At 35.7% G+C, this 22,936-nt stretch carries 20 protein-coding genes; 19 read left to right on the top strand and 1 reads right to left on the bottom strand.

Annotation, left to right across the window (positions count from 1 at the left end):
• Positions 1–13: 13 nt before the first annotated feature.
• The 19 genes from I5818_RS24955 (at position 14) to recQ (ending at position 21,446) form a co-directional block, all read left to right on the top strand.
• A complete protein-coding gene (locus tag I5818_RS24955; protein WP_209391831.1) occupies positions 14–967 on the top strand; it encodes a carbohydrate ABC transporter permease in 954 nt (317 codons plus the stop codon).
• 13 nt (positions 968–980) lie between these two features.
• On the top strand, positions 981–1,802 hold the full coding sequence (locus I5818_RS24950) for a carbohydrate ABC transporter permease (RefSeq protein ID WP_058005728.1): 822 nt from the start codon (positions 981–983) through the stop codon (positions 1,800–1,802).
• Entirely contained in the window at positions 1,799–2,563 is a 765-nt protein-coding gene (locus I5818_RS24945; RefSeq protein WP_058005729.1) for an HAD family hydrolase, read from the top strand. Before I5818_RS24950 ends, I5818_RS24945 begins: the two co-directional genes overlap by 4 nt.
• A 231-nt stretch (positions 2,564–2,794) precedes the next feature.
• Positions 2,795–3,754, top strand: a complete 960-nt coding sequence (locus I5818_RS24940; protein ID WP_244975358.1) for a GNAT family N-acetyltransferase — start codon at positions 2,795–2,797, stop codon at positions 3,752–3,754.
• A gap of 59 nt (positions 3,755–3,813) precedes the next feature.
• Complete coding sequence (murQ, locus tag I5818_RS24935; RefSeq protein WP_071977488.1) at positions 3,814–4,743, top strand: N-acetylmuramic acid 6-phosphate etherase; 930 nt, start codon at positions 3,814–3,816, stop codon at positions 4,741–4,743.
• Positions 4,733–5,770 carry a serine hydrolase domain-containing protein gene (locus I5818_RS24930; protein ID WP_078110343.1) on the top strand — a complete coding sequence of 346 codons (1,038 nt, stop codon included), beginning with the start codon at positions 4,733–4,735 and terminating at the stop codon, positions 5,768–5,770. Before murQ ends, I5818_RS24930 begins: the two co-directional genes overlap by 11 nt.
• 18 nt (positions 5,771–5,788) lie before the next feature.
• Positions 5,789–6,490 (top strand): PIG-L deacetylase family protein, encoded by a 702-nt coding sequence (locus I5818_RS24925; RefSeq protein WP_058005733.1) that lies wholly within the window; start codon positions 5,789–5,791, stop codon positions 6,488–6,490.
• A gap of 15 nt (positions 6,491–6,505) precedes the next feature.
• The gene (gene nagZ, locus I5818_RS24920) at positions 6,506–8,110 is read left to right on the top strand and encodes a beta-N-acetylhexosaminidase (protein WP_259548441.1); all 1,605 of its coding nucleotides are present in this window, start codon (positions 6,506–6,508) and stop codon (positions 8,108–8,110) included.
• Between the two features lie 98 nt (positions 8,111–8,208).
• Positions 8,209–9,576, top strand: coding sequence for an ABC transporter substrate-binding protein (locus I5818_RS24915; protein ID WP_058005734.1), 1,368 nt, complete (start codon positions 8,209–8,211; stop codon positions 9,574–9,576).
• Positions 9,577–9,663: 87 nt separating this feature from the next.
• Positions 9,664–10,587 carry a carbohydrate ABC transporter permease gene (locus I5818_RS24910; RefSeq protein WP_078110345.1) on the top strand — a complete coding sequence of 308 codons (924 nt, stop codon included), beginning with the start codon at positions 9,664–9,666 and terminating at the stop codon, positions 10,585–10,587.
• 11 nt (positions 10,588–10,598) lie between these two features.
• Complete coding sequence (locus I5818_RS24905; RefSeq protein WP_078110346.1) at positions 10,599–11,495, top strand: carbohydrate ABC transporter permease; 897 nt, start codon at positions 10,599–10,601, stop codon at positions 11,493–11,495.
• 11 nt (positions 11,496–11,506) lie between these two features.
• Positions 11,507–12,607 (top strand): ABC transporter ATP-binding protein, encoded by a 1,101-nt coding sequence (locus I5818_RS24900; protein ID WP_078110347.1) that lies wholly within the window; start codon positions 11,507–11,509, stop codon positions 12,605–12,607.
• 38 nt (positions 12,608–12,645) lie between these two features.
• Positions 12,646–13,332 (top strand): DUF624 domain-containing protein, encoded by a 687-nt coding sequence (locus tag I5818_RS24895; RefSeq protein ID WP_058005736.1) that lies wholly within the window; start codon positions 12,646–12,648, stop codon positions 13,330–13,332.
• Positions 13,333–13,354: 22 nt separating this feature from the next.
• A complete protein-coding gene (locus I5818_RS24890) occupies positions 13,355–14,503 on the top strand; it encodes an exo-beta-N-acetylmuramidase NamZ family protein (RefSeq protein WP_058005737.1) in 1,149 nt (382 codons plus the stop codon).
• 31 nt (positions 14,504–14,534) lie between these two features.
• A complete protein-coding gene (locus I5818_RS24885; protein ID WP_071977492.1) occupies positions 14,535–15,482 on the top strand; it encodes a GNAT family N-acetyltransferase in 948 nt (315 codons plus the stop codon).
• A gap of 106 nt (positions 15,483–15,588) precedes the next feature.
• Complete coding sequence (locus I5818_RS24880) at positions 15,589–16,476, top strand: MurR/RpiR family transcriptional regulator (RefSeq protein WP_209391829.1); 888 nt, start codon at positions 15,589–15,591, stop codon at positions 16,474–16,476.
• Between the two features lie 196 nt (positions 16,477–16,672).
• A complete protein-coding gene (locus tag I5818_RS24875; protein ID WP_058005740.1) occupies positions 16,673–17,863 on the top strand; it encodes a glycine C-acetyltransferase in 1,191 nt (396 codons plus the stop codon).
• 297 nt (positions 17,864–18,160) lie between these two features.
• Positions 18,161–19,108: an L-threonine 3-dehydrogenase gene (locus tag I5818_RS24870; RefSeq protein WP_058005741.1), complete on the top strand. Its 948-nt coding sequence runs from the start codon at positions 18,161–18,163 to the stop codon at positions 19,106–19,108.
• 214 nt (positions 19,109–19,322) lie between these two features.
• A complete protein-coding gene (gene recQ / locus I5818_RS24865; RefSeq protein WP_071977493.1) occupies positions 19,323–21,446 on the top strand; it encodes a DNA helicase RecQ in 2,124 nt (707 codons plus the stop codon).
• Between the two features lie 54 nt (positions 21,447–21,500).
• Here the strand turns inward: recQ and I5818_RS24860 are convergent, their stop codons facing one another.
• On the bottom strand, positions 21,501–22,826 hold the full coding sequence (locus tag I5818_RS24860; RefSeq protein WP_071977494.1) for a short-chain fatty acid transporter: 1,326 nt from the start codon (positions 22,824–22,826) through the stop codon (positions 21,501–21,503).
• Positions 22,827–22,936 lie beyond the last annotated feature (110 nt).

The following is a 22,936-nucleotide window of genomic DNA, read 5'->3' as shown; positions in this document are numbered from 1 at the left end:
GGGGGGAGAAGTCATGAATGAACAGAAAAAAGATGTGAAATATATGCCTGCAATAAGAAAAGCAAGGTATCCTAGAAAACATCTTGTTCACTTATTTTTAATGCCGGCCCTATTTTTTTATATCGTATTTCAAATATATCCAATCTTGTCTGCCTTCCTAAATAGTTTTTTCTCCTTTAAAGGAATGCATAAGGATTCATTTATAGGGTTAGAAAATTTTGTTCGCCTTTTTACTGAATCCCCTTTTAAAGAAACATTTAATAATGCTTTTTGGCATAATATCATTTTTTTTATTGGGACCGTTTTAACGAAATTAATCGTTGCATTTATATTAGCGTTAATCATCAATAGTAAAATAAAAGGCAAGGAGTTTTTTAAAACCGTATTATTTGTACCAAAACTTTTATCAGTCATTGTAGTAGGCTTTCTATTTAGCTTAATCCTTAATCCGACATATGGTGCACTTAATACATTCTTAAAAATAATAGGTCTAGAGAGTTTAGCACAACCTTGGTTAGGGGATCCCGACACGGCATTATATACAATTATTTTAGTGAATAGTTGGTATGGTTTAGGCTTTGCCATCTTAATATTCCTTGCGGGTCTTCAAGCGATTCCTGAGGATATTTTTGAGGCAGCGAAAATGGATGGTGCAAAAGGTCTAACCATGATACTGAAGATTACGATACCAATGATCATGCCAGCCATTATGATTGAAACAATACTTACCTTTATCGGTTCATTTGAGACATTCGAATTAATTTTTGCCATGCAAGGCTCATCAGGCGGCCCTTATTATTCAACAGATGTATTAGCTACCTATTTCTACCGTTTAGCATTCGGAACTGTTGATGGTGGTGAAGCCATTGGTTTAGGATCAGCTTTAGCAGTTGTTTTATTTCTTATTATTGCAGCAGCAACTGCCATCATATTATTTTTCTTCAAAAAGAGGGAATTTGAACAATAAGGGAGGAAAATTGATGATAAAAAGATTTCCACAAACGATTAAGTATACAATTTTATTAATCTTTTCCTTTTTAGCTTTGTATCCAGTTTTCTTGATGATTGTATCTTCCTTTAAATCAAACTTAGAAATATTAACTTCACCGCTAGGGTTACCTAAATCTTTTTCTCTTGAAAATTACTTAACTGTTTGGAATAAAGTGAACTTTAGCGGTTATTTATGGAATAGCATCTATGTTAGTGCACTTTCCATTTTTCTCATCCTTTTTGTATCCTCTTTAGCAGCATATTATTTATCAAGATATGCTTATAAATGGAATACTTACATTCTATTTTTCTTTATGCTTGGTCTAATGCTTCCTATGAAATTGGCTATTCTTCCTCTTTATATGATTATGATGAAATTAAATTTACTGGATTCTCTTTCTTCACTTGTAATTATATATGTTGCTGGTGGGATTCCCTTTGCAGTTTTTGTGTTTTATGGATTTTTTCGTTCGCTACCAAAAGATTTAGACCAGTCGGCACGTCTTGACGGTTGTAATGAATTTCAGGTGTATTACAAGATTATCTTACCGTTAATGAAGCCCCCTTTAGCCATCGTTGGGATTGTTAATTTAATTAGTGTGTGGAATGATTTTTTTTACCCACTAATTTTTATTCATGATGATGATAAAAGTACAATTCCACTAGGAATGTTAACGTTATTTGGTGAATATGATACGGATTGGAACTTACTGTTTTCAGGGCTATCCATATCATCTTTACCCATGATCATAGCTTTTTTGTTTGCTTCTAAACAATTTATTGAAGGACTTACATCGGGGGCGATGAAATGAAAAAATGGCTAACATTTGATTTGGATGGGACAATTATGCAAAATCCATTCGTAAAGTATGTTTTTCCAGAGGTACAGAGGAATATTATAGATAAATGCAGCTATGAATATAATGTTATTCAAGAGCTTTTTAATGAACATTATTTAAGAGTGAAAAATAAAAGAACCGTAGAAGCTTACGACTGGGATGACATCGTTGAACAACATATTAGAAAACAGCAATTAGAGTTACGCATCAATATAGAAGAATTGGTGGAAAAACATTCAACCTTTCCAAAAGTTTATCTCTTAGAGGATGAGTCTTTATCTGTTCTTGAATATTTAAAAGAAAGAGGGTACTCATTGGCAGCTGTAACAAATGGCTTTTATAAATATCAATATCCTGTAATGAGGGAATTAGGACTGACTCGCTATTTTGAAAGAATTATTACACCTGATCAAGTAGGGTATGGTAAGCCAGATCATAGAATTCTTCAATCACTTACTAAGGATGGAGAAATCATAGCACATATAGGTGACAGACTGGATGATGATGTTCAATTAGCGAATGCATTTGGGATTTATTCAGTTTTTATTTATCGTCAGCTACCATATCACTTACTTATAATTAAGGCTGACCAAAGAAGTAAGGATGTAGAAATAAAAAAAATCTTAGAATCGAAATGGAAAAGGGAAACACAACATCAATTAAATTCGCTAACTGAATCTCCTATTCCGGATATTATCGTATCTTCACTAAATGAATTAAAAGATATATGGTAACTTTCATTAGTCAGTAAAAATAAAAAAGTGTAATTTTATTTTAAAAATAGTTGAAAAATGATGAATATTAATTATAATTACTTATATCAGGATTTATAAATTCTTTAAATAAATGACAGCGCTACCATTATTTAGAGAATTTTATTTTTGATGTTTCTGAAATAATATTACATGTATTGTGACTGTTTTTTATTATTTTTTTTTACGTACGAAAGAAAAGGGGTGAAAAACTTGCGCTTAACCAATTGGGATGAGGGGAAACTAAAGGAATTAGTAAATTTATGGAATGAAGAACTCGGTAAGCATTATCCAATGAGGGAAGAGTTATTTAAGCAAAATAGCTTTGATGATAAAAATATTTATTTATCAGGTTCTGCCATCGCTCTTGATAATGATAATAAAATTATAGGATTTGTAGTATCTAAGAAATGGAATGAGGATAATTGCCCTGTTCAATTAAGTAATAGGGTTGGATGGATTCAAATTCTCTTAGTTGCAACAGATCATCGAAATCAGGGGATCGGCCAAAAGTTACTAGAACACGCAGAAAATGCATTAGCAGTAGCCGGTGTTCAGGAAATATTATTAGGTAGGGACCCATGGCATTATTTCCCTGGAATTCCCTCTGAATGTAAAGCGACTAACCCATGGTTTGAAAAACAAGGATATATAAATAATGGCTATGATTATGATTTAATCTCCCACTATAGTAAAGAATTAACTTCACCAATGCCCATTAAGGATAAAGTAGATTTTACTTTACTTAAAGAAATGGAAAAGGATGAACTATTAAGCTTCTTACATCGCTGTTTTCCGGGTAGGTGGGAATATGAGGCCCTCCACTATTTTAATAAAGGTGGAACAGGACGTGAATTTGTAGTCTTGAAAAAGAATAATAGAATCATAGGTTTTTGCCGAGTAAATGACCCCGAATCACCATTTATTGCTCAAAATGTGTACTGGTCACCTCTATTGAATCGAGCATTAGGTGGAATTGGCCCTCTAGGTGTAGATTCTTCGGAAAGAAAGAAAGGTTATGGTATAGCCATCGTGGAAGCTGGAATTGCCGTCCTTCGATCACGTGGGATTAATGATATTGTCATAGATTGGACGGGGTTGGTAGATTTCTATGGGAAACTAGGTTATACCAAATGGAAAAGCTATGCTAAATATAGTAAAAGTTTAGACTAAACCTATTAATAAGTATTCTTATCTTGAGTATTACGTAATGCTTGGAAAGGCGTGTGGAAATGAAAGTAAATCTTTCAACATTAATGACAGAACAAACAAATAATCGATCAAATAATATTGATCAACTTTCGACATTAGAAATTATCGAGCTGATGAATGATGAGGACTACACTGTTGCTGCTTCAGTAAAAAAGGTCCTTCCATTAATATCAGTAGGAATTGAGTTGATCTATACGGCTCTATCAAATGGAGGAAGATTATTTTATATTGGTGCCGGAACGAGCGGAAGAATAGGTGTCCTTGATGCTTCGGAATGTCCACCAACATTTTGCACTCCTCCTGAATTGATACAGGGAATTATAGCAGGCGGCAACACAGCCATGTTTACCGCTGTAGAAGGGGCAGAAGACAATAGAGAGAATGGAGCAAAAGACTTACAAGATAGACAACTAAAAGAAATGGATATAGTAGTCGGAATAGCCGCCAGTGGTCGAACTCCCTATGTTATTGGCGCACTAGAATATGCCAGAAGTATAGGCGCAAAAACCATTGCACTTTCATGTAATGAACAAGCTGAAATTAGTCATTATGCTGATTTGGGTATTGAAGTAATCGTTGGCCCGGAAATATTAACAGGCTCGACTCGCCTAAAATCTGCTACTGCACAAAAAATGGTGTTAAATATGTTTACTACAGCTACGATGATAAAACTTGGCAAAGTATACGGCAATTTGATGGTTGATTTGAATCCAAGTAACATCAAACTCATCGAAAGAGCTAGAAATATTGTGAAAAACATTACAGGAGTTAGCTATACAGAAGCAGCAAACATATTAAATAAGACCGATCAAAAAGTAAAGCCAGCAATCGTTATGCTTCTCGGTGGAGTTTCCTTTGAAAAAGCCAAACATTTACTGGATGTTACAAATGGATTTGTTCATGAGGCAATTGAAAAGGCGAAAGGAGGCACAGTAACCTGTGAAAAATAAGGTGATTCAATTCCTCCAGCATGAGATTCTTTTAGGGAATATTCCAGGTGCTGTTATTCAGATTACCCACCAAGGTCAAACGCTTCTACAAGAATCGATAGGAAATCGTGTTGTATATCCAGAGAAAAAGCCTATGCATAATGATACAGTATTTGACCTTGCTTCCTTGACAAAGGTAGTCGCTACATTACCAGCTATATTGAAATTAATAGAAACAGGTACAATCAGACTTGACGACTCAGTTCATTTCTATCTTCCAAATTTCCACATCAAAGAAATCACTTTAAGGCATTTATTAACCCATACATCAGGACTTCCAGCACATCGACCGTTTTACAAAGAAAAGTTAAATAAAGATCAGATAATCGAGAAAATATGTCGAGAACCTTTGACATCAAAAGTTGGTGAAAAGGTAGTATATAGCGATCTTGGACTCATTCTACTATATAAAATAATTGAAATTGTCACAAAAGAAAAATTTGAAGACTTTATTCAAAGGGAAATTTTCAATCCGCTTGAAATGAAAGATACAGGATTTAACCCAAAGCATAATCGTGAGCAATATGCTGAAACAGAGTTTAATGAAACAATTGGTGATTATAAGGCGGGCATTGTTCATGATGAAAACGCAGAAAGTATGGGAGGAATAAGCGGTCATGCCGGTTTATTCTCTACAATTAAAGATTTACGAAATTATGCATTGATGATTGAAAACGAAGGATTGTATAAAGGCAAGCGAATTTTATCAAGTTCAGTTCTTTCATTAGCAAAGCAAAATTTCACTCCATTTGATAAGGAATATAGAGGATTAGGTTGGATGCTAAAGAGTGACACATATTCCTCATGTGGAGATTTGTTTTCCAATAACTCTTATGGACACACGGGTTTTACAGGAACTAGTATTTGGTTTGATCCAGAAATAAAGCTCCATGTCATCTTATTAACCAATCGTGTTCATTTAGGGAGAAAGGATAGCATTATCCGTTTACGTCCTCGCTTACATAATTTGATTCGTTCTTACTTTTAACAATTTGGAGGTATCATTATGCATTTAGTGGTTTTAGGTGCTCATTGTGGTGATGCGGAAATACAGGCTGGAGCGATTGCACATAAATATGCGAAGGCCGGGCATGAGGTAACCTTTGTTCATTTAACTGCAGGTGAAAAAGGAAATCCAGTAAACATTTCAGTAGAAGACTATAGAATACAAAAAATAGAAGAGGCCGAAAAAGTCGCTAAAATTCTAGGGGGCAAAAGTATAACTCTAGATTATAAAGATGCAGAATTGACCTGTGATGATGCAACTATTACAAAGGTAGCAACTTTAATGCGAAAGCTTAAACCTAATGTGGTGATTACCCATTGGGTGAATAGTATCCACCCAGACCATGCACTATGTCCCAAAATTGTTCAAGCTGCTCAACTTAAGGCTGGTCTCCCTGGATTTGACTTAGACGGACTGCCACCCCATTATTACGGCTTTTACCATAGTGAAAACTGGGAGGATATGGAGGGATATGAACCAGATGTTTTCATTGATGTATCGGAGGAGTTTGATACATATTTAGAAGCATTGTCCAATTATTGGTTCATTATGAATTCAAAGTCCTTTCGTTATTATGATTACTATAAAGCACTAGGCACGGTGAGAGGATGTGTGAATCGAACCCAATATGCACAAACTCTGAAGTTTCCTGTTGGAGCGAATGTTAGAAAGGGGTCTATTATTCCGGGCTTTGAACTATAGATTGGAGGGAATGGTTTGGACTTAAAGAAAAAAGTAGGTCAATTAATGGTATTTGGTTTTAATGGAAAAGAAGCTACACCTGAAATTAAACAATTAATCCGAGATTATCATTTAGGTGCCATTATTTTATTTGGAAGAAATATTGGAACACCTGAAGAGGTTCTTCATTTAACTACGGAATTGCAGAGGGAGGCTAAGGAAGCAGGTCATAAACATCCATTATTAATATGTACAGATCAGGAAAATGGTGCCGTTCGCAGACTAGGCGAAGGTACTACTGTATTTCCAGGTGCCATGTTATTAGGAGCAACTAATAACCCAGACAACGCTTTTAAAGTTGGTAATGCTACGGGGAAAGAACTTAAAGCCTTGGGCATCAATTGGAATTTGTCTCCCGTTTTGGATGTTAATAATAATGCTGAAAATCCTGTTATTGGTGTACGATCTTTTGGAGAGACACCATCAAATGTTTCATTATTAGGTCAACAACTTATGAAAGGCATGCAGGATGCTGGAGTTATCACGACGTTAAAACATTTTCCTGGACATGGTGATACGAGTGTAGATTCTCATTTAGATCTGCCAACGATAGAACATGATTTAGAAAGATTAGAAGTTACCGAGTTACTTCCTTTTAAAGAGTGCATTAATAATGGAGCAGATACTGTTATGACTGCGCATATTTGTTTCCCTGCGATAGAAAGCCAAGCAGGTCTTCCTGCGACATTATCTAAAAAGGTTATCAGTGGTCTACTACGGGAGAAACTACATTTCGACGGGGTAGTAACAACGGATTGCATGGAGATGAAAGCTGTATCGGAAACATTCGGAACACCAAAGGGTGCAGTAGAGGCTATTAAGGCAGGGGTCGACTTAGTCATGATTTCACATAACTATACTCCTCAAATAAGGTCCCTTGAGGCAGTTATTGAAGCAGTAGAGTCAGGGGAAATTGAAAATAGTGTTATTGAGTCTGCTCTAAGTCGGATCACTAAGCTGAAAGAAACATACTTAAATTGGGATGATATACCTCTTAATGAAAAAGGAAAAGTACCAGAATTAGTGGGGGGTAAGGAACATTTAGAAATGGTCAATGAGGTCTATCGCCAAGGGGTAACAGTAGTCAAGAATGATGGTGGGATTTTACCGTTATTAAATGACAAAGCAAATAGGGTATTAATGGTTTATCCTGAAAACATATCTACAATGGTGGTTGAAGATAAAAGATACTCTACCTTTTCTTTAGGTGAATCGATTAAAGAGATCCACCCATCTGCAGAGGTGGTTAAACTATCGAACCCGCCAACAGATGATGAAATACAAGAAATCTCAAAAAAAGCCAAACAATTCGATACCGTAATCATTGCGACATTATCAGCGCAGAAAGGTAGTAATCAAATAAAGTTAGTCGAAAAAGTTTTCGAGGTTAATAAAAGAGTGATAGTTGTAGCAACGAGAAGTCCTTATGATTTATCGAATCTTCCTGATATTCCTGGGTATATTTGTACTTATGAATTTACAACGCCTGCATTAAGAACAGCAGCAGAAGCGATATATGGTGAGAAGCAGGTAGAAGGTAAATTGCCTATTACACTACCAAACATTATTGCTCAAATGTAAAAAATTATTTTTCTACTAAGGAGGTGAGGGGGAAGGGAACGGTCACATATCATTTTAGACATTTATTATCACAGTTATGAATGATAGGGGGAAAGTATATGAAAAAGCTACTGGTCTTATTTGTTTCATTGATACTAGTTGTTTCAATGGTTGGCTGTAGTAGTAAGGAATCAAGTGGGGAGTCAAAGGATGGGAAAGATGTAATCACAGTTTGGACGTTTCCACATTATCGAGAAAATAAGGAAACTGGCCAAAAGGGCTATGAGGACCATTTAAAGGAACTAATTGCTGATATTGAAAAAGATAACCCAGATATTAAAGTAAAATATGAAATTTTATCATGGGAAGAAGGAGATAAAAAGTTTGATATTGCTTTAAACTCAGGAAATCCTCCTGATATCTTCTTTTCTGTTATGCAGCCAAAGTATATAAAAACAGGTTTAGCGGTTCCATTAGATAAATATTTAACTCAGGAAGACTTAGATGACATAGAACCATTTGCTAAAAATAATTTCTCGAGTGATGGGAAGATTTGGGCTATTTCTCAATGGATTTCGATTCATACCTGGGGTGGAAATAAGAAGTTGCTAGAAGCTGCTGGAGCTGATGTAGCGAAAATTCAAAAAGATGGATGGACATGGCAGGAATTTTACGATATTTCAGAAAAAATTTCAAAAATGAAATCAAAAGATGGAAAGAAAGTTTATGGATTTGCTACTCAAGGTAAAAATGAAGAAACATTTACCCACTTAATGAGAAATAACGGTGTTGTAAAGTCTGTATCAGAAGATGGAAAATTCCATTGGAATGATGAAAAGGCTGTTGAAACGCTTAAATTCATGAAGAAGCTAATGGATACAGGGGTAATGCCAAAGGAAACTGCTGGTATTGATGAACAAAAGGTTATTGATATGTTTACTGCTGGTGAGGTTGGCATCTATGGTAGAACTGGTCCGTATCAAGTCCGCTTTAATGATAATCGAAATAAAGAAATTGATGCAGGAAAAACAAAAGGTGAAAAAATCGACTTTGTTTTACTTCCATTCCCACATAATGAAGGAGAAAAAGAAGTAGCTACCGGCGGTGGTGGCGGTATGTGGTTATTTAAGCAAAAGAAATATAAAGGAGATAAACATACTGATAATGCAGCGAAAGTATTGAAATATATTACTGGCACGAAGTCTAGTGTAACAGCTGCAACAATGTTTATTCCACCGGCAAGAAAATCTGGCCAAGAAATGTATAAGGATCTCTTACAATTAAATACTGATAACGGTCAATTTATTAAAAGAACATTGGATTACGTTGTTCCGGGTGCAAAATTAGAACCAGAACTTGCGCAAAAGCAAGACCAAATTCTGAATGATGGAATACGACCAAAATTCCAAGGATTTTTAGCTGGTGAACTAACACCTGAACAAGCCGTTAAGGAATGGTCAGAGGTTGCCAAAAATGTACTTAAGTAATAATTGCTAGGGCTGTCAAGATGGGGGGCCTTCCCCCTAAAGATAGCCCTATCTATACTAATAGAATTAGAGTGAGGGGATGAATCTATGGCCTTTGCAGTAAGAGGGACTCCTAAAAAATGGTCATGGGAAAACTTTAAACAGTTTATGAAGGATTATGGCTGGTGTTATGCATTTATTGCGTTACCATTTCTTTTATTTCTTGTTTTTACTGTGTATCCATTAATAACGGCTTTTATCATGAGTTTTCAAGAATATGGAATCATGGAATCAAAATTTATCGGATTAGATAATTATAAGTATTTACTAGAAAATGATATATTCTGGAAATCAATGAAAAATACAGTTATCTATACAATAGGTACTGTACCGGTGAATATCATTATTACATTTTTCTTAGCTTTAATGATTTTTCCCCTTAATAAACGTTCTCAAACATTTTTTAAGGCTTCATTTTATCTTCCTGCAGTCACATCGGGAATAACTATGTCATTAATTTGGTTATGGATGTTCGACCCTACTCAATCAGGATTAATGAATATTATTTTAGGTTGGTTTGGAATAGACCAACAAATGTGGCTTGCTAGTTCTAGTTCCGCATTATTCTCAATTATGTTAATGACATATATTGGAGGACATGGGAGTGGGGTTATCCTATATTTGGCAGCAATGGGTGGAATTCCGAGATCGCTTTATGAGGCTGCTGATATTGATGCTGCGAGCTGGTGGTCGAAATTAAAGAATATTACCTGGCCATTATTAAAACCAACCACACTTTATATGCTAATCACTGGTGTGATCGGCTCGTTCCAAGTATTTGAAGCTACATATGTGATGACCCAAGGGGGCCCTAACTTTGCCACGACAACCATTGCCTATTTAATTTATCAGCATGCCTTCCAATATTATCAATTTGGGTTAGCTTCTGCTGAGGCATTTATTTTAGGTTTTATTATTATCGTCATTTCGATCTTACAATTTAAATATATGTCTAGTGACGTAGAATACTAGGGGGAATTGATATGGAGCTTAAATCTGTAACTGATCCTCAATATCAAATTATACTTGATGAGAAAAGAGATTTAAGAAGAAAGACATTTAAACGGATAGGACTATCTGTTGTTTATATTATTTTAGGAATATGGGCGGTATTCACCTTCGTTCCTTTACTGTGGATGCTCAGTTCCTCCTTCAAGGATTCATCAGCAATTACAGCTGTCCCACCAGAATTAATACCTAAAAGGCCAACTTTAGATGCTTTTAAAAGAATTTTTGAAGTAGGTGGAATGGCGAGATGGTTTTTAAACAGTACGATTGTAGCGGGAGTAAGCACGATTATTAATGTATTTTTTGCTGCATTAGCTGGATATGCATTTTCGAAGCTTAAATTTCCGGGGAGAAACTCTATTTTTTGGATTTTGCTTTCATCGATGATGATTCCTGGACAAGTTACTCTTATTCCGCTTTATATTTTGGTTGTAAATACATTCCAACTGGAAAATACATTTGTCGGTTTAATTGTACCAGGAATGATTAGTGTGGGAAGTATTTTCTTAATGAAGCAATTCATGAGTTCACTTCCAAGTTCTCTTATTGATGCTGGAAGAATTGACGCATGTAGTGAATTCGGAATCTTTTGGAAAATTATTCTCCCGATGTCTAAGCCTGGCTTAGCAGTTCTAGGTATTTTTACTTTCGTTGGTCATTGGAATAATTTTTTCTGGCCGTTCCTAGTAACAAATACTAATAGTATGAGAACTTTACAAGTTGGTTTAACAAGTTTTCGATTTGAAAATTTGCAAGATTATGGAGCAATGATGGCAGGAGCCGTATGCAGTGCCATTCCTATGATTATAGTATTCCTTGCGTTGCAAAAGTATTTCTTAAAAGGTATCACTATTGGGGCTGTTAAAGGATAGGGGGAATTTCTATGGCAGAAGTAAAATTTATTAATGTGGTAAAAGAATTTGAGGATGAAAGAAAGGGGAAAGTTCGCGCAGTAAATGATGCGAATTTTACTGTTAAAGATAAAGAATTTCTTGTATTCGTTGGTCCATCTGGTTGTGGGAAAACTACTTCCTTACGAATGATAGCTGGATTGGAAAGGCAATCTAGTGGAGATATCTATATTGGAAATCGACTAGTGAATAAGGTTCATCCAAAGGATAGAGATATAGCGATGGTATTCCAGGATTATGCACTCTATCCGCATATGACAATAAAGGAAAACTTAGCCTTTGGATTAAAAAATTTAAAAACTCCTAAGGCTGAAATAGAGAAAAAAATCAATGAGGCAGCAGCTATTTTAAGCATCGAAAATTTATTAGATAGAAAACCACGTGAATTAAGTGGTGGACAAAAGCAGCGTATTGCTGTTGGAAGAGCCATTGTCCGTAATCCTAGTGTATTTTTATTTGATGAACCATTAAGTAATTTAGACGCTAAATTACGGGTACAAATGCGTGTAGAGCTTTCGGAATTACATAAAAGATTAGGGGCAACTGTTATATATGTAACACATGATCAAGTAGAAGCGATGACACTAGGTCAAAGAATAGTAGTCATGAATCAAGGAGAAATTCAACAAATTGCTGCACCTGAAGAATTATATGAGAATCCTAATAATATGTTTGTTGCAGGTTTTATTGGTTCACCCCCAATGAACTTTATAAAATGTAGATTAGATGGAAATAAATTAATTGCTGCTGATTGTACTTTCACAATACCTTCAGAAAAGCTAGAAAAGTACAAAAAGTATCAAGGTAAAGAGGTGATCTTAGGGATTCGACCTGAGGATATTCTTTCTACTAATCTATTAAGTTATCAACCAGAGACAAATATTGTCCAACGAACATTAAAGGTGGTCGAGCATCTCGGAGCGGAATTGCTATTTTACTTTAGTGTTGGTGATGATCAGGTTACAGGCAGAGTAAGTGCGGATGCAAAGCTTACTGGTCTGACGAAAGTTGAACTATTCTTTAATCTCGAAAAGATGCATCTATTCGACCCAACTACACAAGTAAGAATTTAGGAAAATATTTTAATGGAAAAGGAACGGTGATCATTTATATGTTATCAATCAGCAAACTTCTGAAAAAAACAGGACATCAAATATTTTTAAATATCCTTACAGTGCTGGGGGTTAGTATATGTTGGTCTTTATTTATCGTTCCTGCCATTTTTCTACTTCCTATTCAATGGGCAATTGTCTTTCTTATCTTAACCTTTATTCCCTCGACAACTGCAGCATATGCAGTCATGCATCATGTATTAGAAGGCAAAAAGTATAAGTTCGGAATGTTTTTAAAGTCCTTTCTACGTTATTACAGAAGAGCATTTCTATTAGGATTGGTTTATAGCTTAGCTGTTCTTATTCCATTATCTGAATGGTGGTATTACTTCACTATCAATCATAGTTATTTTATTTTTATCTTTAGTGTCTTTCAGACGTATTTATGCTTAACATTTCTTGCAACCCAGGTTTATGCGATTCCAATGTTAGTCCTTAAAGATTGTAAGATGTTAGCAGCTATGAATCAATCGATTAAAGAGTTTATGGGGCACACTTGGTACACCATTGGTCTTTTTATACAAATTTTATGCATTACCGTATTGATTAGTTTTACAGTTATAGGTTTCTTTTTACTCTTCATCGGAATGCTAGCCGTTTTTGTATTAAATGCAACAAGGAACTTGGAGCTTGATAAGAAAAAAGAAACGATTATAGAAAAAAGTAGAATTGAGCAAACGGTATGAAGTAAAAGGATGTGTTGATTATATGAAATTGGGTGTAACGGTATTTTTAGAGGATTATATCCAAAAGTTCCAAGGACAGAGGATAGGATTAGTGACAAATATGACTGGGGTGGATAGTTCTCTAATTCCAACTATTGATTTATTTTATGAGCATTCTGACATTCATTTAACCGCATTGTACGGTCCAGAGCATGGAATTAGAGGTGATATGAAAGAAGGAGAAAAAATAGAATCCTCTATTGATCCGTACACCAATCTGCCAGTATATAGCCTATATGGAGAGCATCGAAAGCCAAGTAAGGAAATGCTTGATCCTGTTGATGTAATTGTATTTGATTTGCAGGATATTGGTGCCAGGTATTATACCTATATCTATACAATGGCTTATGTAATGGAGGCATGTGCAGAGAATGGGAAGCATTTTGTTGTACTCGACAGACCGAATCCAATTTCAGGTATAGCGACAGAAGGAAATTTAGTAGAGGAAGATTTGCGATCATTTGTAGGTCTATATCCCATTCCAAATAGGCATGGGATGACGGTAGGGGAGATTGCTCAACTCTATAAATATGAGTTTGGAATCAAGTGTGAACTAACTGTTATCCCTATGGAGGATTGGCATCGTGATATGTATTTTGATGAAACAGGTCTTTTTTGGGTACCGCCATCACCAAATTCAACTGGTATTGATATGAGTATTCTGTATCCAGGTACGTGCTTAATTGAGGGGACGAATTTATCAGAAGGAAGGGGTACGACGAAACCTTTTGAATATATTGGTGCTCCTTTTATTGAGGGTTATCGTCTAGCGAAAGCTTTCAATGAGAGAAACATACCTGGAATACTAGCGCGGCCAGTTTCCTTTATGCCTACGTATCAAAAGTATAAGAACGAGATTTGTGAGGGCGTGCAGTTACATATTGTCGATCGTTACCAACTGCATTCCCTATCTGCTGGCTTGACCTTACTTGAAATAATCGCCCAACTGCACCCTAATGAATTTGAGTTTAAGCAGGACAAAGAGAAAAATAGGTATTTTTTTGATTTAATTGCGGGAACTAGAAAGGTAAGAAATCACATATTACAAGGTACAATACAGGACTTTGTGGATAATTGTCGTAAAGATCTTGAGGATTTTAATAAGAGGAAACAAGCGTATTTACTATATTAGTAGTGGTCTTTTTTGTTAAGGAGGACATATCATGATTAGCTACAATGATTATCGACCAGGCGACGAAAAGTCAATTGTACAACTTTGGAACAAGTGTTTAGTCACAGACCCGATTAATCAAATTAGATTTAGAAATTTAGTTTTATTAGATGCTAATTTTGATCCTGAAGGGTTAAAACTTGCTTTTGATCAGAACCAACTGGTTGGTTGTGCTTATGCAGTTCGGAGAATATTACCTATGCATGGTACTGACTTGGAACAAGACAATGGGTGGATCACCTTCTTTTTCGTCCATCCATCCTATCGACATTCAGGAATTGGCAGGAAATTATTGGAGGATGCTATATTATTTTTGAAAACGAAAGGGAGAAGAAATGTATTCTTCTCCTCCTATGCACCAAACTATATATTACCTGGAATTGATGAAAGCGAATACCCTAATGCATATAAGCTTTTACAAAGTTTAGGATTTGAGACATTATATTCGCCTGTAGCTATGGATAGAAATTTAGTTGGTTATGAGAAACCTCAGGATGTGAATACATTAAAAAGTCTAAGGGAATCGGAAGGATATGTTTTTTCTACAGCTGAAGATAAAGATTTATTTGAAGTCATTCAGTTTGCAAATGAGAAATTTAATCCTGATTGGGGAAGAGCAATTCGTGAGGGAATATTGCAAGGTCTTCCATTAAATCGAATATTAGTTGCTAGGCATGAGAAAAAGATAGTTGGATTCTGTATCTATGGAGGATATGAAGGGGTAGCCGATCGATTTGGCCCCTTTGGAGTTGATCCTGAACAGCAAGGTAAGGGATTGGGGAAGGTTCTCTTGCATGAATGTTTAACCCTAATGCGCTCTGAGGGACTACATGGAGCATGGTTTTTATGGACCGGAGAGAAAAGTTCGGCGGGTTATTTATATCGAAAAACAGGATTTGAAATTACCCGAAAATTTCATGTGATGAAGAAAACTCTTTAAAATTTATTTTAATAAGATCTTAAATAGCTATTTATATTGACATATATATCTTAAAATAGATATAAAATGACATAGTAAATAGAATGTTCGAAAGAGATGATGGTATATGACAGTTACAACTGGAGGTTTAGCGATGCTTTCGGAAATGCTTTCAAAGCTACCTCCGTCCGAAAGGAAAATTGCTTCTTATATATTAGAAAACCCTCAAGAATCGATCACGATGACTGCGAGTGAATTAGGGAAAAATAGTCTAACAAGTAGTGCAGCTGTTATTAGACTATGTAAATCCCTAGATTTAAAAGGTTTTCAGGATTTGAAGTTACGAATTGCTGGCGATTTACAAAAAACGGGTGAGAATGGTTTCAGAGATATTGAACCAAATGAATCGAAGTTTAATATTATTGAGAAAATGACAAGTAATAGTATTCAAACGATTAAAGAAACAGCAGAGCTGCTTAGTATTGATGAACTATCAAAGGCTGTAGAGGATCTGCAAAAAGCAAATAATATACACTTCTTTGGTGTAGGTGCATCTAGTATTATTGCTCAAGATGCTCAACAGAAATTTTTGCGGATAAACAAAAATGCCACTGCATTTTCTGATATTCATATGGCAGCGACCTTGGTGGCGAACTGCCAAGAAAATGATGTAGTGTTTGGTATTTCGTTTTCTGGAAAAACATTTGAGGTTGCAAAGCTACTTGAATTGGCCAATAAGCAGGGGGCTAAAACCATTAGTTTAACAAAATACGGAACGTCCATTGTAGGTGATCAGGCGAAAATTAGATTATATACCTCCGCTACACGAGAACCCACTTTCAGGAGCGGGGCAACCTCATCACGAATTGCGCAATTGCATGTGATTGATATTCTTTTTATGTGTGTAGCATCACAGGCGTATGATGAAACGGTTACGTATTTAGATGAAACAAGAGATGCAATCAATTTTTTGCGAGAAAAAATAAAAATTAAAGTAAAGGAGCAAAAGGATTAGAATTTCGTTTCTAATCCTTTTTATTATGGAATACTAAATGAAAGGTAAAATAGTTAATAAAAAATGTCCTCTACATATAAACATTTTTTTGTATATGTGATAAAATGCTGCTATAAGAGGATTTATAATTGGATATTGTCTTTTTCTGGAGGACATGTGTTTGTAAAACGTTTACATAAAAATGGAGGGATTGAATATGTCAAGTAACGCATTAGATCGCTTTTTAAATGAAAATCTCGAGGATTTAAGAGACAAAGGGCTTTACAATGAAATTGATGTTGTCGAAAGTGCAAATGGCCCAGTAATTAAAATTAAGGGAAAAGAACTTATCAATCTTTCATCCAATAACTACTTAGGATTAGCTACTGATAACCGCTTAAAAGAAGTAGCCGTTGAAGCGATTAAAGATTGGGGTGTAGGGGCAGGAGCCGTTCGTACAATCAATGGAACCTTAGACTTGCATATTCAATTAGAAAAAAAATTAGCAGAATTTAAAGGAACGGAAGCTGCTATTGCTTATCAATCTGGTTTTAATTGTAATATGGCTGCAATTTCTGCTGTTATGGATAAAAATGATGCGATTTTATCTGATGAACTAAACCACGCTTCGATTATTGACGGCTGCCGTTTGTCTAAGGCAAAAATTATTCGCGTGAACCATTCAGATATGGATGACCTTAGAAAAAAAGCCAAGGAAGCGAAGGAATCTGGTTTATATAATAAAATCATGGTCATTACTGATGGTGTATTTTCGATGGACGGGGATATTGCGAATCTTCCAGGGATTATTGAAATCGCAGAAGAATTTGATTTAATTACCTATGTCGATGATGCTCATGGTTCAGGTGTGACTGGAAAAGGTGCAGGTACGGTAAAACAGTTTGGCCTTGCCGATAAAATTGATTTTCAAATTGGAACACTTTCTAAGGCAATTGGTGTTGTTGGTGGCTATGTTGCAGGTAAGAAAAATCTTATCGATTGGTTAAAAGTACGTTCTCGTCCATTTTTGTTTTCAACGGCGGTTACTCCTGCAGATGCTGTAGCAGCTACGAAGGCGATTGAAATTCTAATGAGTTCAACTGAATTAAATGATCGTCTATGGGAAAACGGAAATTACTTGAAAAAAGGATTAAAACAACTTGGATTTAATATAGGGGACAGTGAAACACCAATTACTCCATGCATTATAGGAGATGAAAAAGCAACACAAACATTCAGTAAACGTCTGATTGAAGAAGGGGTATATGCGAAATCAATCGTATTCCCAACTGTTCCAAAAGGTACTGGACGTGTACGGAATATGCCGACTGCTGCACATACGAAAGAAATGCTAGATAAGGCAATTTCGATTTATGAAAAGGTTGGAAAGGAAATGGGTCTAATTTAAGTGTATTAATTTCTATAAATGAGCTGTTTTTTGAAAAGGGTGTTATCGTCTAGTTTGTTGTTTCTGTAAAAGCCAAACAACCGGCTTTTACACCTAATATAGGATTCAGCGGTCTAATGAAGTTTGCGGCTCTTTTCTCTGTGAAATAAAAGGTGTGGCCCTCTTCAACCGATAGTTATTATTTAAAGCTTTACTTTAATAGCAACAATGACTGAGAAAAAAGCCTTTGAAAAACATTAGAAAACAGCTCACAGGATTTATCAACTAGAATGGGCAGCATTTACAGGAGGAATTCGTGTGAAAAAGATACTTGTGACCGGTTCATTAGGACAAATCGGCAGTGAGTTAGTAACAAAAATGAGAGGTATATATGGTTCAGACCATGTCATTGCTACAGATATAAGGGATAATGGCAGTGAGGTTGTAACATCAGGTCCTTTTGAAATACTTGATGTAACAGATGGAGCAAAGATGTATGAACTAGCAAAGAAATATGAAGTGGATACGATTGTCCATTTAGCCGCTCTCTTATCAGCAACTGCAGAAAAGAAGCCATTATTAGCATGGAATTTAAATATGGGTGGTTTGGTGAATGCACTCGAAACAGCTAGAGAACTAAATTGTCAGTTTTTCACTCCAAGCTCTATTGGTGCCTTTGGTCCAACTACACCAAAGGATCAAACACCACAGGATACCATTCAACGACCAACGACCATGTATGGAGTAAATAAGGTTTCAGGCGAACTTCTATGTGATTACTACTATACTAAATTTGGGGTGGATACAAGAGGTGTACGTTTTCCTGGGCTAATCTCTTATGTAGCGGAACCAGGCGGCGGAACAACTGACTATGCCGTTGAAATCTATTATGAGGCGATCAAAAATCAGAGTTATACTTCTTATATTGATAAAGGTACATACATGGACATGATGTATATGCCGGATGCCTTACAAGCGATTATTGATTTAATGGAAGCAGATCCAAGTAAATTAAAACATAGAAATGCCTTTAATATTACGGCAATGAGCTTTGCTCCGGAGGAAATCGCTACAGAAATTAAAAAGCATATACCTCATTTTGAAATGAGCTATCAAGTAGATCCTGCAAGACAAGCAATTGCAGATAGTTGGCCAAATTCTATTGATGCGTCCGCTGCTAAGGAAGAATGGGGTTTTAAAGCGGATTATAATCTTGAAAAAATGACTATAGATATGTTAGACAAGCTAAAAATTAAATTAAAATAATCGGGGACGGTGAAAACCGTTCTCTTCTTTTTTCATCGTTTAGCATGTATCTTACATACATTCTGGTTAGCTTTTTATGCTAAAATAGTGGAAAGTCCTAAAGATAATGTTCCTTTATAGCCTATCAACATTACCGCAAATCTCTACTTCGTTTTTTATTCCTCTAATAAATATTCCAATAAAAATAAAGTAATGATGAAAAGGAGGTTTTATTTTGCTTAATCATGCGAAGGAAATTCTTCAGACCTATTATGGATATGATGAATTTCGAAATGGACAAAGTACAATTATCGAACAGGTACTTTCAGGGAAAGATACTGTTGCAATCATGCCCACCGGCGGAGGAAAGTCAATTTGCTATCAGGTTCCAGCTCTCATGTTACCAGGAATTACGATTGTTATTTCTCCGCTAATTTCATTGATGAAAGATCAGGTAGATGCATTAAATAATGCGGGTATACCAGCAACATTTATTAATAGTTCGATTAGTGGAAGTGAAATGTATGAACGGATACAGGCGATTGAAGCAGGTAAGTATAAATTACTGTACTTGGCTCCTGAAAGGTTAGAAGCACCTTCCTTTGTTGAATTAATCAAGAAAATGAATGTGTCATTAATAGCTATAGATGAAGCACATTGTATTTCTCAGTGGGGTCATGATTTCCGTCCTAGCTATCTCTCAATTAAAAAGTTTATTAATGGGATTCAACCAAAGCCTGTTATTTTGGCTTTAACAGCTACAGCAACACCAAATGTTAAGGAGGATATTTGTGAGTTACTCGATATCCCTTTAAATCATGTCGTTCTTACAGGTTTTGGGAGAGAGAATTTACTATTTAAAGTTGTTAAGGGACAGGATCGTGATGTTTTTATCGAGGAGTATATTAGGAAAAACAGCGGACAAGCTGGGATCATCTATGCTGCGACTAGAAAAGAGGTAGAACGAATCTATCTTCAACTAAAGAAAAAGGGAATATCTATTGGTAAATATCATGCTGGAATGACGGAAAACCAGCGGAATGAATATCAAGAACAATTTCTTTACGATAATATAAGTATCATGGTTGCAACAAGTGCATTTGGTATGGGAATCAATAAATCGAATGTACGATATGTGATCCATTATCATATTCCGAGAAATATGGAAGCTTACTATCAGGAGGCAGGGCGTGCTGGTCGTGACGGGGTAGAGAGTGAATGCATATTAATGTTTGCTCCTCAAGATGTTCATATTCAAAAGTTTCTAATTGATCAGTCTGAAATGGAAGGGGAACGCAAGGAATATGAGTATGCAAAGCTTCGGAAGATGGTTAGTTACTGTCATACGGAATCATGTTTTCAACAATATATCTTAGATTATTTTGGTGAGGAAAATGCAGGGGAATGTCAAAAATGTGGCAACTGTACAGATGATCGATCCCAAGTGGATATAACGAAGGAAGCACAGATGGTATTATCCTGTATAAAAAGAATGAATGAAAAATTTGGCAAAACCTTTGTTACGAAAGTCCTTACAGGATCAGCAGACAAAAAGATTATTAGCTTTGGTTTTAACCAATTAACCACTTATGGAATTATGAGAGATCGAACTCAAAAAGATGTGAATGAGTTGATTGATTATTTAACAGCAGAAGGTTATTTACGCCCAACTGATGGTCAGTATCCTGTTCTAATGCTAACTAACTTAGCCGTTGATGTTCTTCGTGGGGAGATAAAGGTACTAAGAAAAGAAAAAATAAAGGTGAAACAAATAATTGAGGATAATCAACTATTTGAGCAATTGAGAATGCTGCGGAGGGAAATTGCTGAACAAGAGAAGGTACCTCCATATATTATTTTTTCAGACCAAGCATTAAAAGAAATGAGTGCAAAATTACCTACAACTCCAAGTGCATTATTACAAATAAAGGGTGTAGGAGAAAGAAAGCTTGAGATGTATGGGGAATCTGTCCTTTCAACCATTCTTTCCTATTGTGAACAAAATCATATTGATTTAGGACAAAATCATAGTTCCGTCAATAGTAATGAATTGAAGCCACAGGAAGAAAAGGAAAAGAGTCATCATGCTACCTATTCTTTCCTTAAGAAGGGAATGTCGCTAGAGCAAATTGCTGCCCAAAGACAAATGACTGAAAGAACGATTGAAGGGCATGTAATGAAATGTGCAGATGAAGGATTGTCCATTGATTGGGAACAATTTATTCCTACACAGTTTGAACCGCTAATTGCAGAGGCAGTGAAAGAAGCTAACTCAGAAAGGTTAACTCCTATTAAAGAATTATTACCAGACGAAATTAGCTTTTTTATGATTAGAGCTTATTTACAAAAGAGTAAATGAATAAAAAGTGGATGTCTGAATGAAATTTTCCTCAGACATCACTTTTTTTAGCATTTATAAAAATAACATTCCTAAACTAATAATCACTCCACTTACGATTAGAATAATGACACAGAACCCCATAATATCCTTTGCTTTTAATCCAGCAATAGCAAGTGCTGGCAATGCCCAGAATGGTTGAATCATATTGGTCCATGCATCCCCCCATGCAATCGCCATTGCTGTTTTAGACAATGAAGCTCCCATTGATTGAGCAGCATCCAACATAATAGGGGCTTGAACCGCCCATTGTCCTCCTCCAGAAGGAACAAAGAAATTTACCAAACCACCACTAAGAAAAGCAAAGCAATAGAATGTAAAATCATTGGAAATGGATACAAATGCTTCTGACATAACTGCTGCAAGACCAGAAGCTGTCATCATTCCCATTATCCCTGCATAAAAAGGGAATTGAATGATGATTCCAGCTGCTCCTTTAACCGCGTTTGCAACGGCATCCAAAAAGCGCTTTGGTGTCCAATGACAGAGTATCCCTAGAAATAAAAAAGTAAAGTTAACAATATTTAAATTTAATTGAAATCCATGGGTAATAATGTAATAACTAATGAAGATTAAACCTAAAATTCCTATAATAAGAGAAACAATAAAACTATTTTCTAATCTAGTAGCCGGAGTTATGCTATCTTTCTCAATAGAAGCTGCATGCATACTTGTTGCATCATCAAGAATGGCTGGGTCAACGGTAATCGTTTTGTCTTTAGACGGCATCATAAAGCGATTTAATAATGGTAGAATAATAAAAAGGGCAAGAACAATAGCGATATTATACGTAGAAAAAATAGTTTCACTTGTAGATATAATCCCCATTTGGCTTTCAAAAGGATGTTTGTCCGTTGCGATTGATAATGGTATCGATCCAGAAATACCACCATGCCACACAAGGAAACCGGAGTAAGCGCTTGCAATTAAGAGGCGATAATCTACATCTTTAACTCGTTTAGCTAGCTCTTTAGCAAATAGTGCTCCAATGACTAAACCAAATCCCCAATTAATCCAACTGGCAATGATTGAGACGACGGTGACAATAATAATAGCTGACCCCGGTGATTTTGCAGTGGTTGCTAGCCCACCTAATATTTTTTTAAATAATGGACTACTTGCTAAAACATGACCAGTTACAAGGACCAAAACCATTTGCATTGAAAAATCGAGCAATTCCCAAAAACCCTCTCCCCAAAATTGTACCATCTCAATCGGGGAACTACCTGTAAAAATGAGTCCTAAAATAAACACGACAAAGGTTAGTAGGACAACAAATAAATAGGGATCAGGTAAATAGCGTTGCATAATATGATTGGAAAAGTTAATGATTCCCTTCAATCTAGTCATTCCTCCCTTTGATAAAATAAGATCTAGTTAGGTATTTATGAGTCACCTCACTCGAAATGATATTTTTATATTTTCTAAATATTCTACCCAATATGTGGGAT

The sequence above is a fragment of the Heyndrickxia oleronia genome, from assembly GCF_017809215.1.
GTDB lineage: Bacteria > Bacillota > Bacilli > Bacillales > Bacillaceae_C > Heyndrickxia > Heyndrickxia oleronia.
The sequence above is the reverse complement of the archived record's forward strand: the minus strand, read 5'-3'. Positions and strand labels throughout refer to the sequence as shown.

Coding starts and splice junctions, on each gene's coding strand:
- I5818_RS24950 (WP_058005728.1), top strand. CDS start 981: ATGATAAAAAGATTTCCACAAACGATTAAGTATACAATTTTATTAATC.
- I5818_RS24955 (WP_209391831.1), top strand. CDS start 14: ATGAATGAACAGAAAAAAGATGTGAAATATATGCCTGCAATAAGAAAA.
- I5818_RS24875 (WP_058005740.1), top strand. CDS start 16,673: ATGTCAAGTAACGCATTAGATCGCTTTTTAAATGAAAATCTCGAGGAT.
- I5818_RS24910 (WP_078110345.1), top strand. CDS start 9,664: ATGGCCTTTGCAGTAAGAGGGACTCCTAAAAAATGGTCATGGGAAAAC.
- I5818_RS24945 (WP_058005729.1), top strand. CDS start 1,799: ATGAAAAAATGGCTAACATTTGATTTGGATGGGACAATTATGCAAAAT.
- I5818_RS24890 (WP_058005737.1), top strand. CDS start 13,355: ATGAAATTGGGTGTAACGGTATTTTTAGAGGATTATATCCAAAAGTTC.
- I5818_RS24925 (WP_058005733.1), top strand. CDS start 5,789: ATGCATTTAGTGGTTTTAGGTGCTCATTGTGGTGATGCGGAAATACAG.
- I5818_RS24915 (WP_058005734.1), top strand. CDS start 8,209: ATGAAAAAGCTACTGGTCTTATTTGTTTCATTGATACTAGTTGTTTCA.
- I5818_RS24895 (WP_058005736.1), top strand. CDS start 12,646: ATGTTATCAATCAGCAAACTTCTGAAAAAAACAGGACATCAAATATTT.
- I5818_RS24885 (WP_071977492.1), top strand. CDS start 14,535: ATGATTAGCTACAATGATTATCGACCAGGCGACGAAAAGTCAATTGTA.
- I5818_RS24900 (WP_078110347.1), top strand. CDS start 11,507: ATGGCAGAAGTAAAATTTATTAATGTGGTAAAAGAATTTGAGGATGAA.
- I5818_RS24905 (WP_078110346.1), top strand. CDS start 10,599: ATGGAGCTTAAATCTGTAACTGATCCTCAATATCAAATTATACTTGAT.
- I5818_RS24880 (WP_209391829.1), top strand. CDS start 15,589: ATGACAGTTACAACTGGAGGTTTAGCGATGCTTTCGGAAATGCTTTCA.
- murQ (WP_071977488.1), top strand. CDS start 3,814: ATGAAAGTAAATCTTTCAACATTAATGACAGAACAAACAAATAATCGA.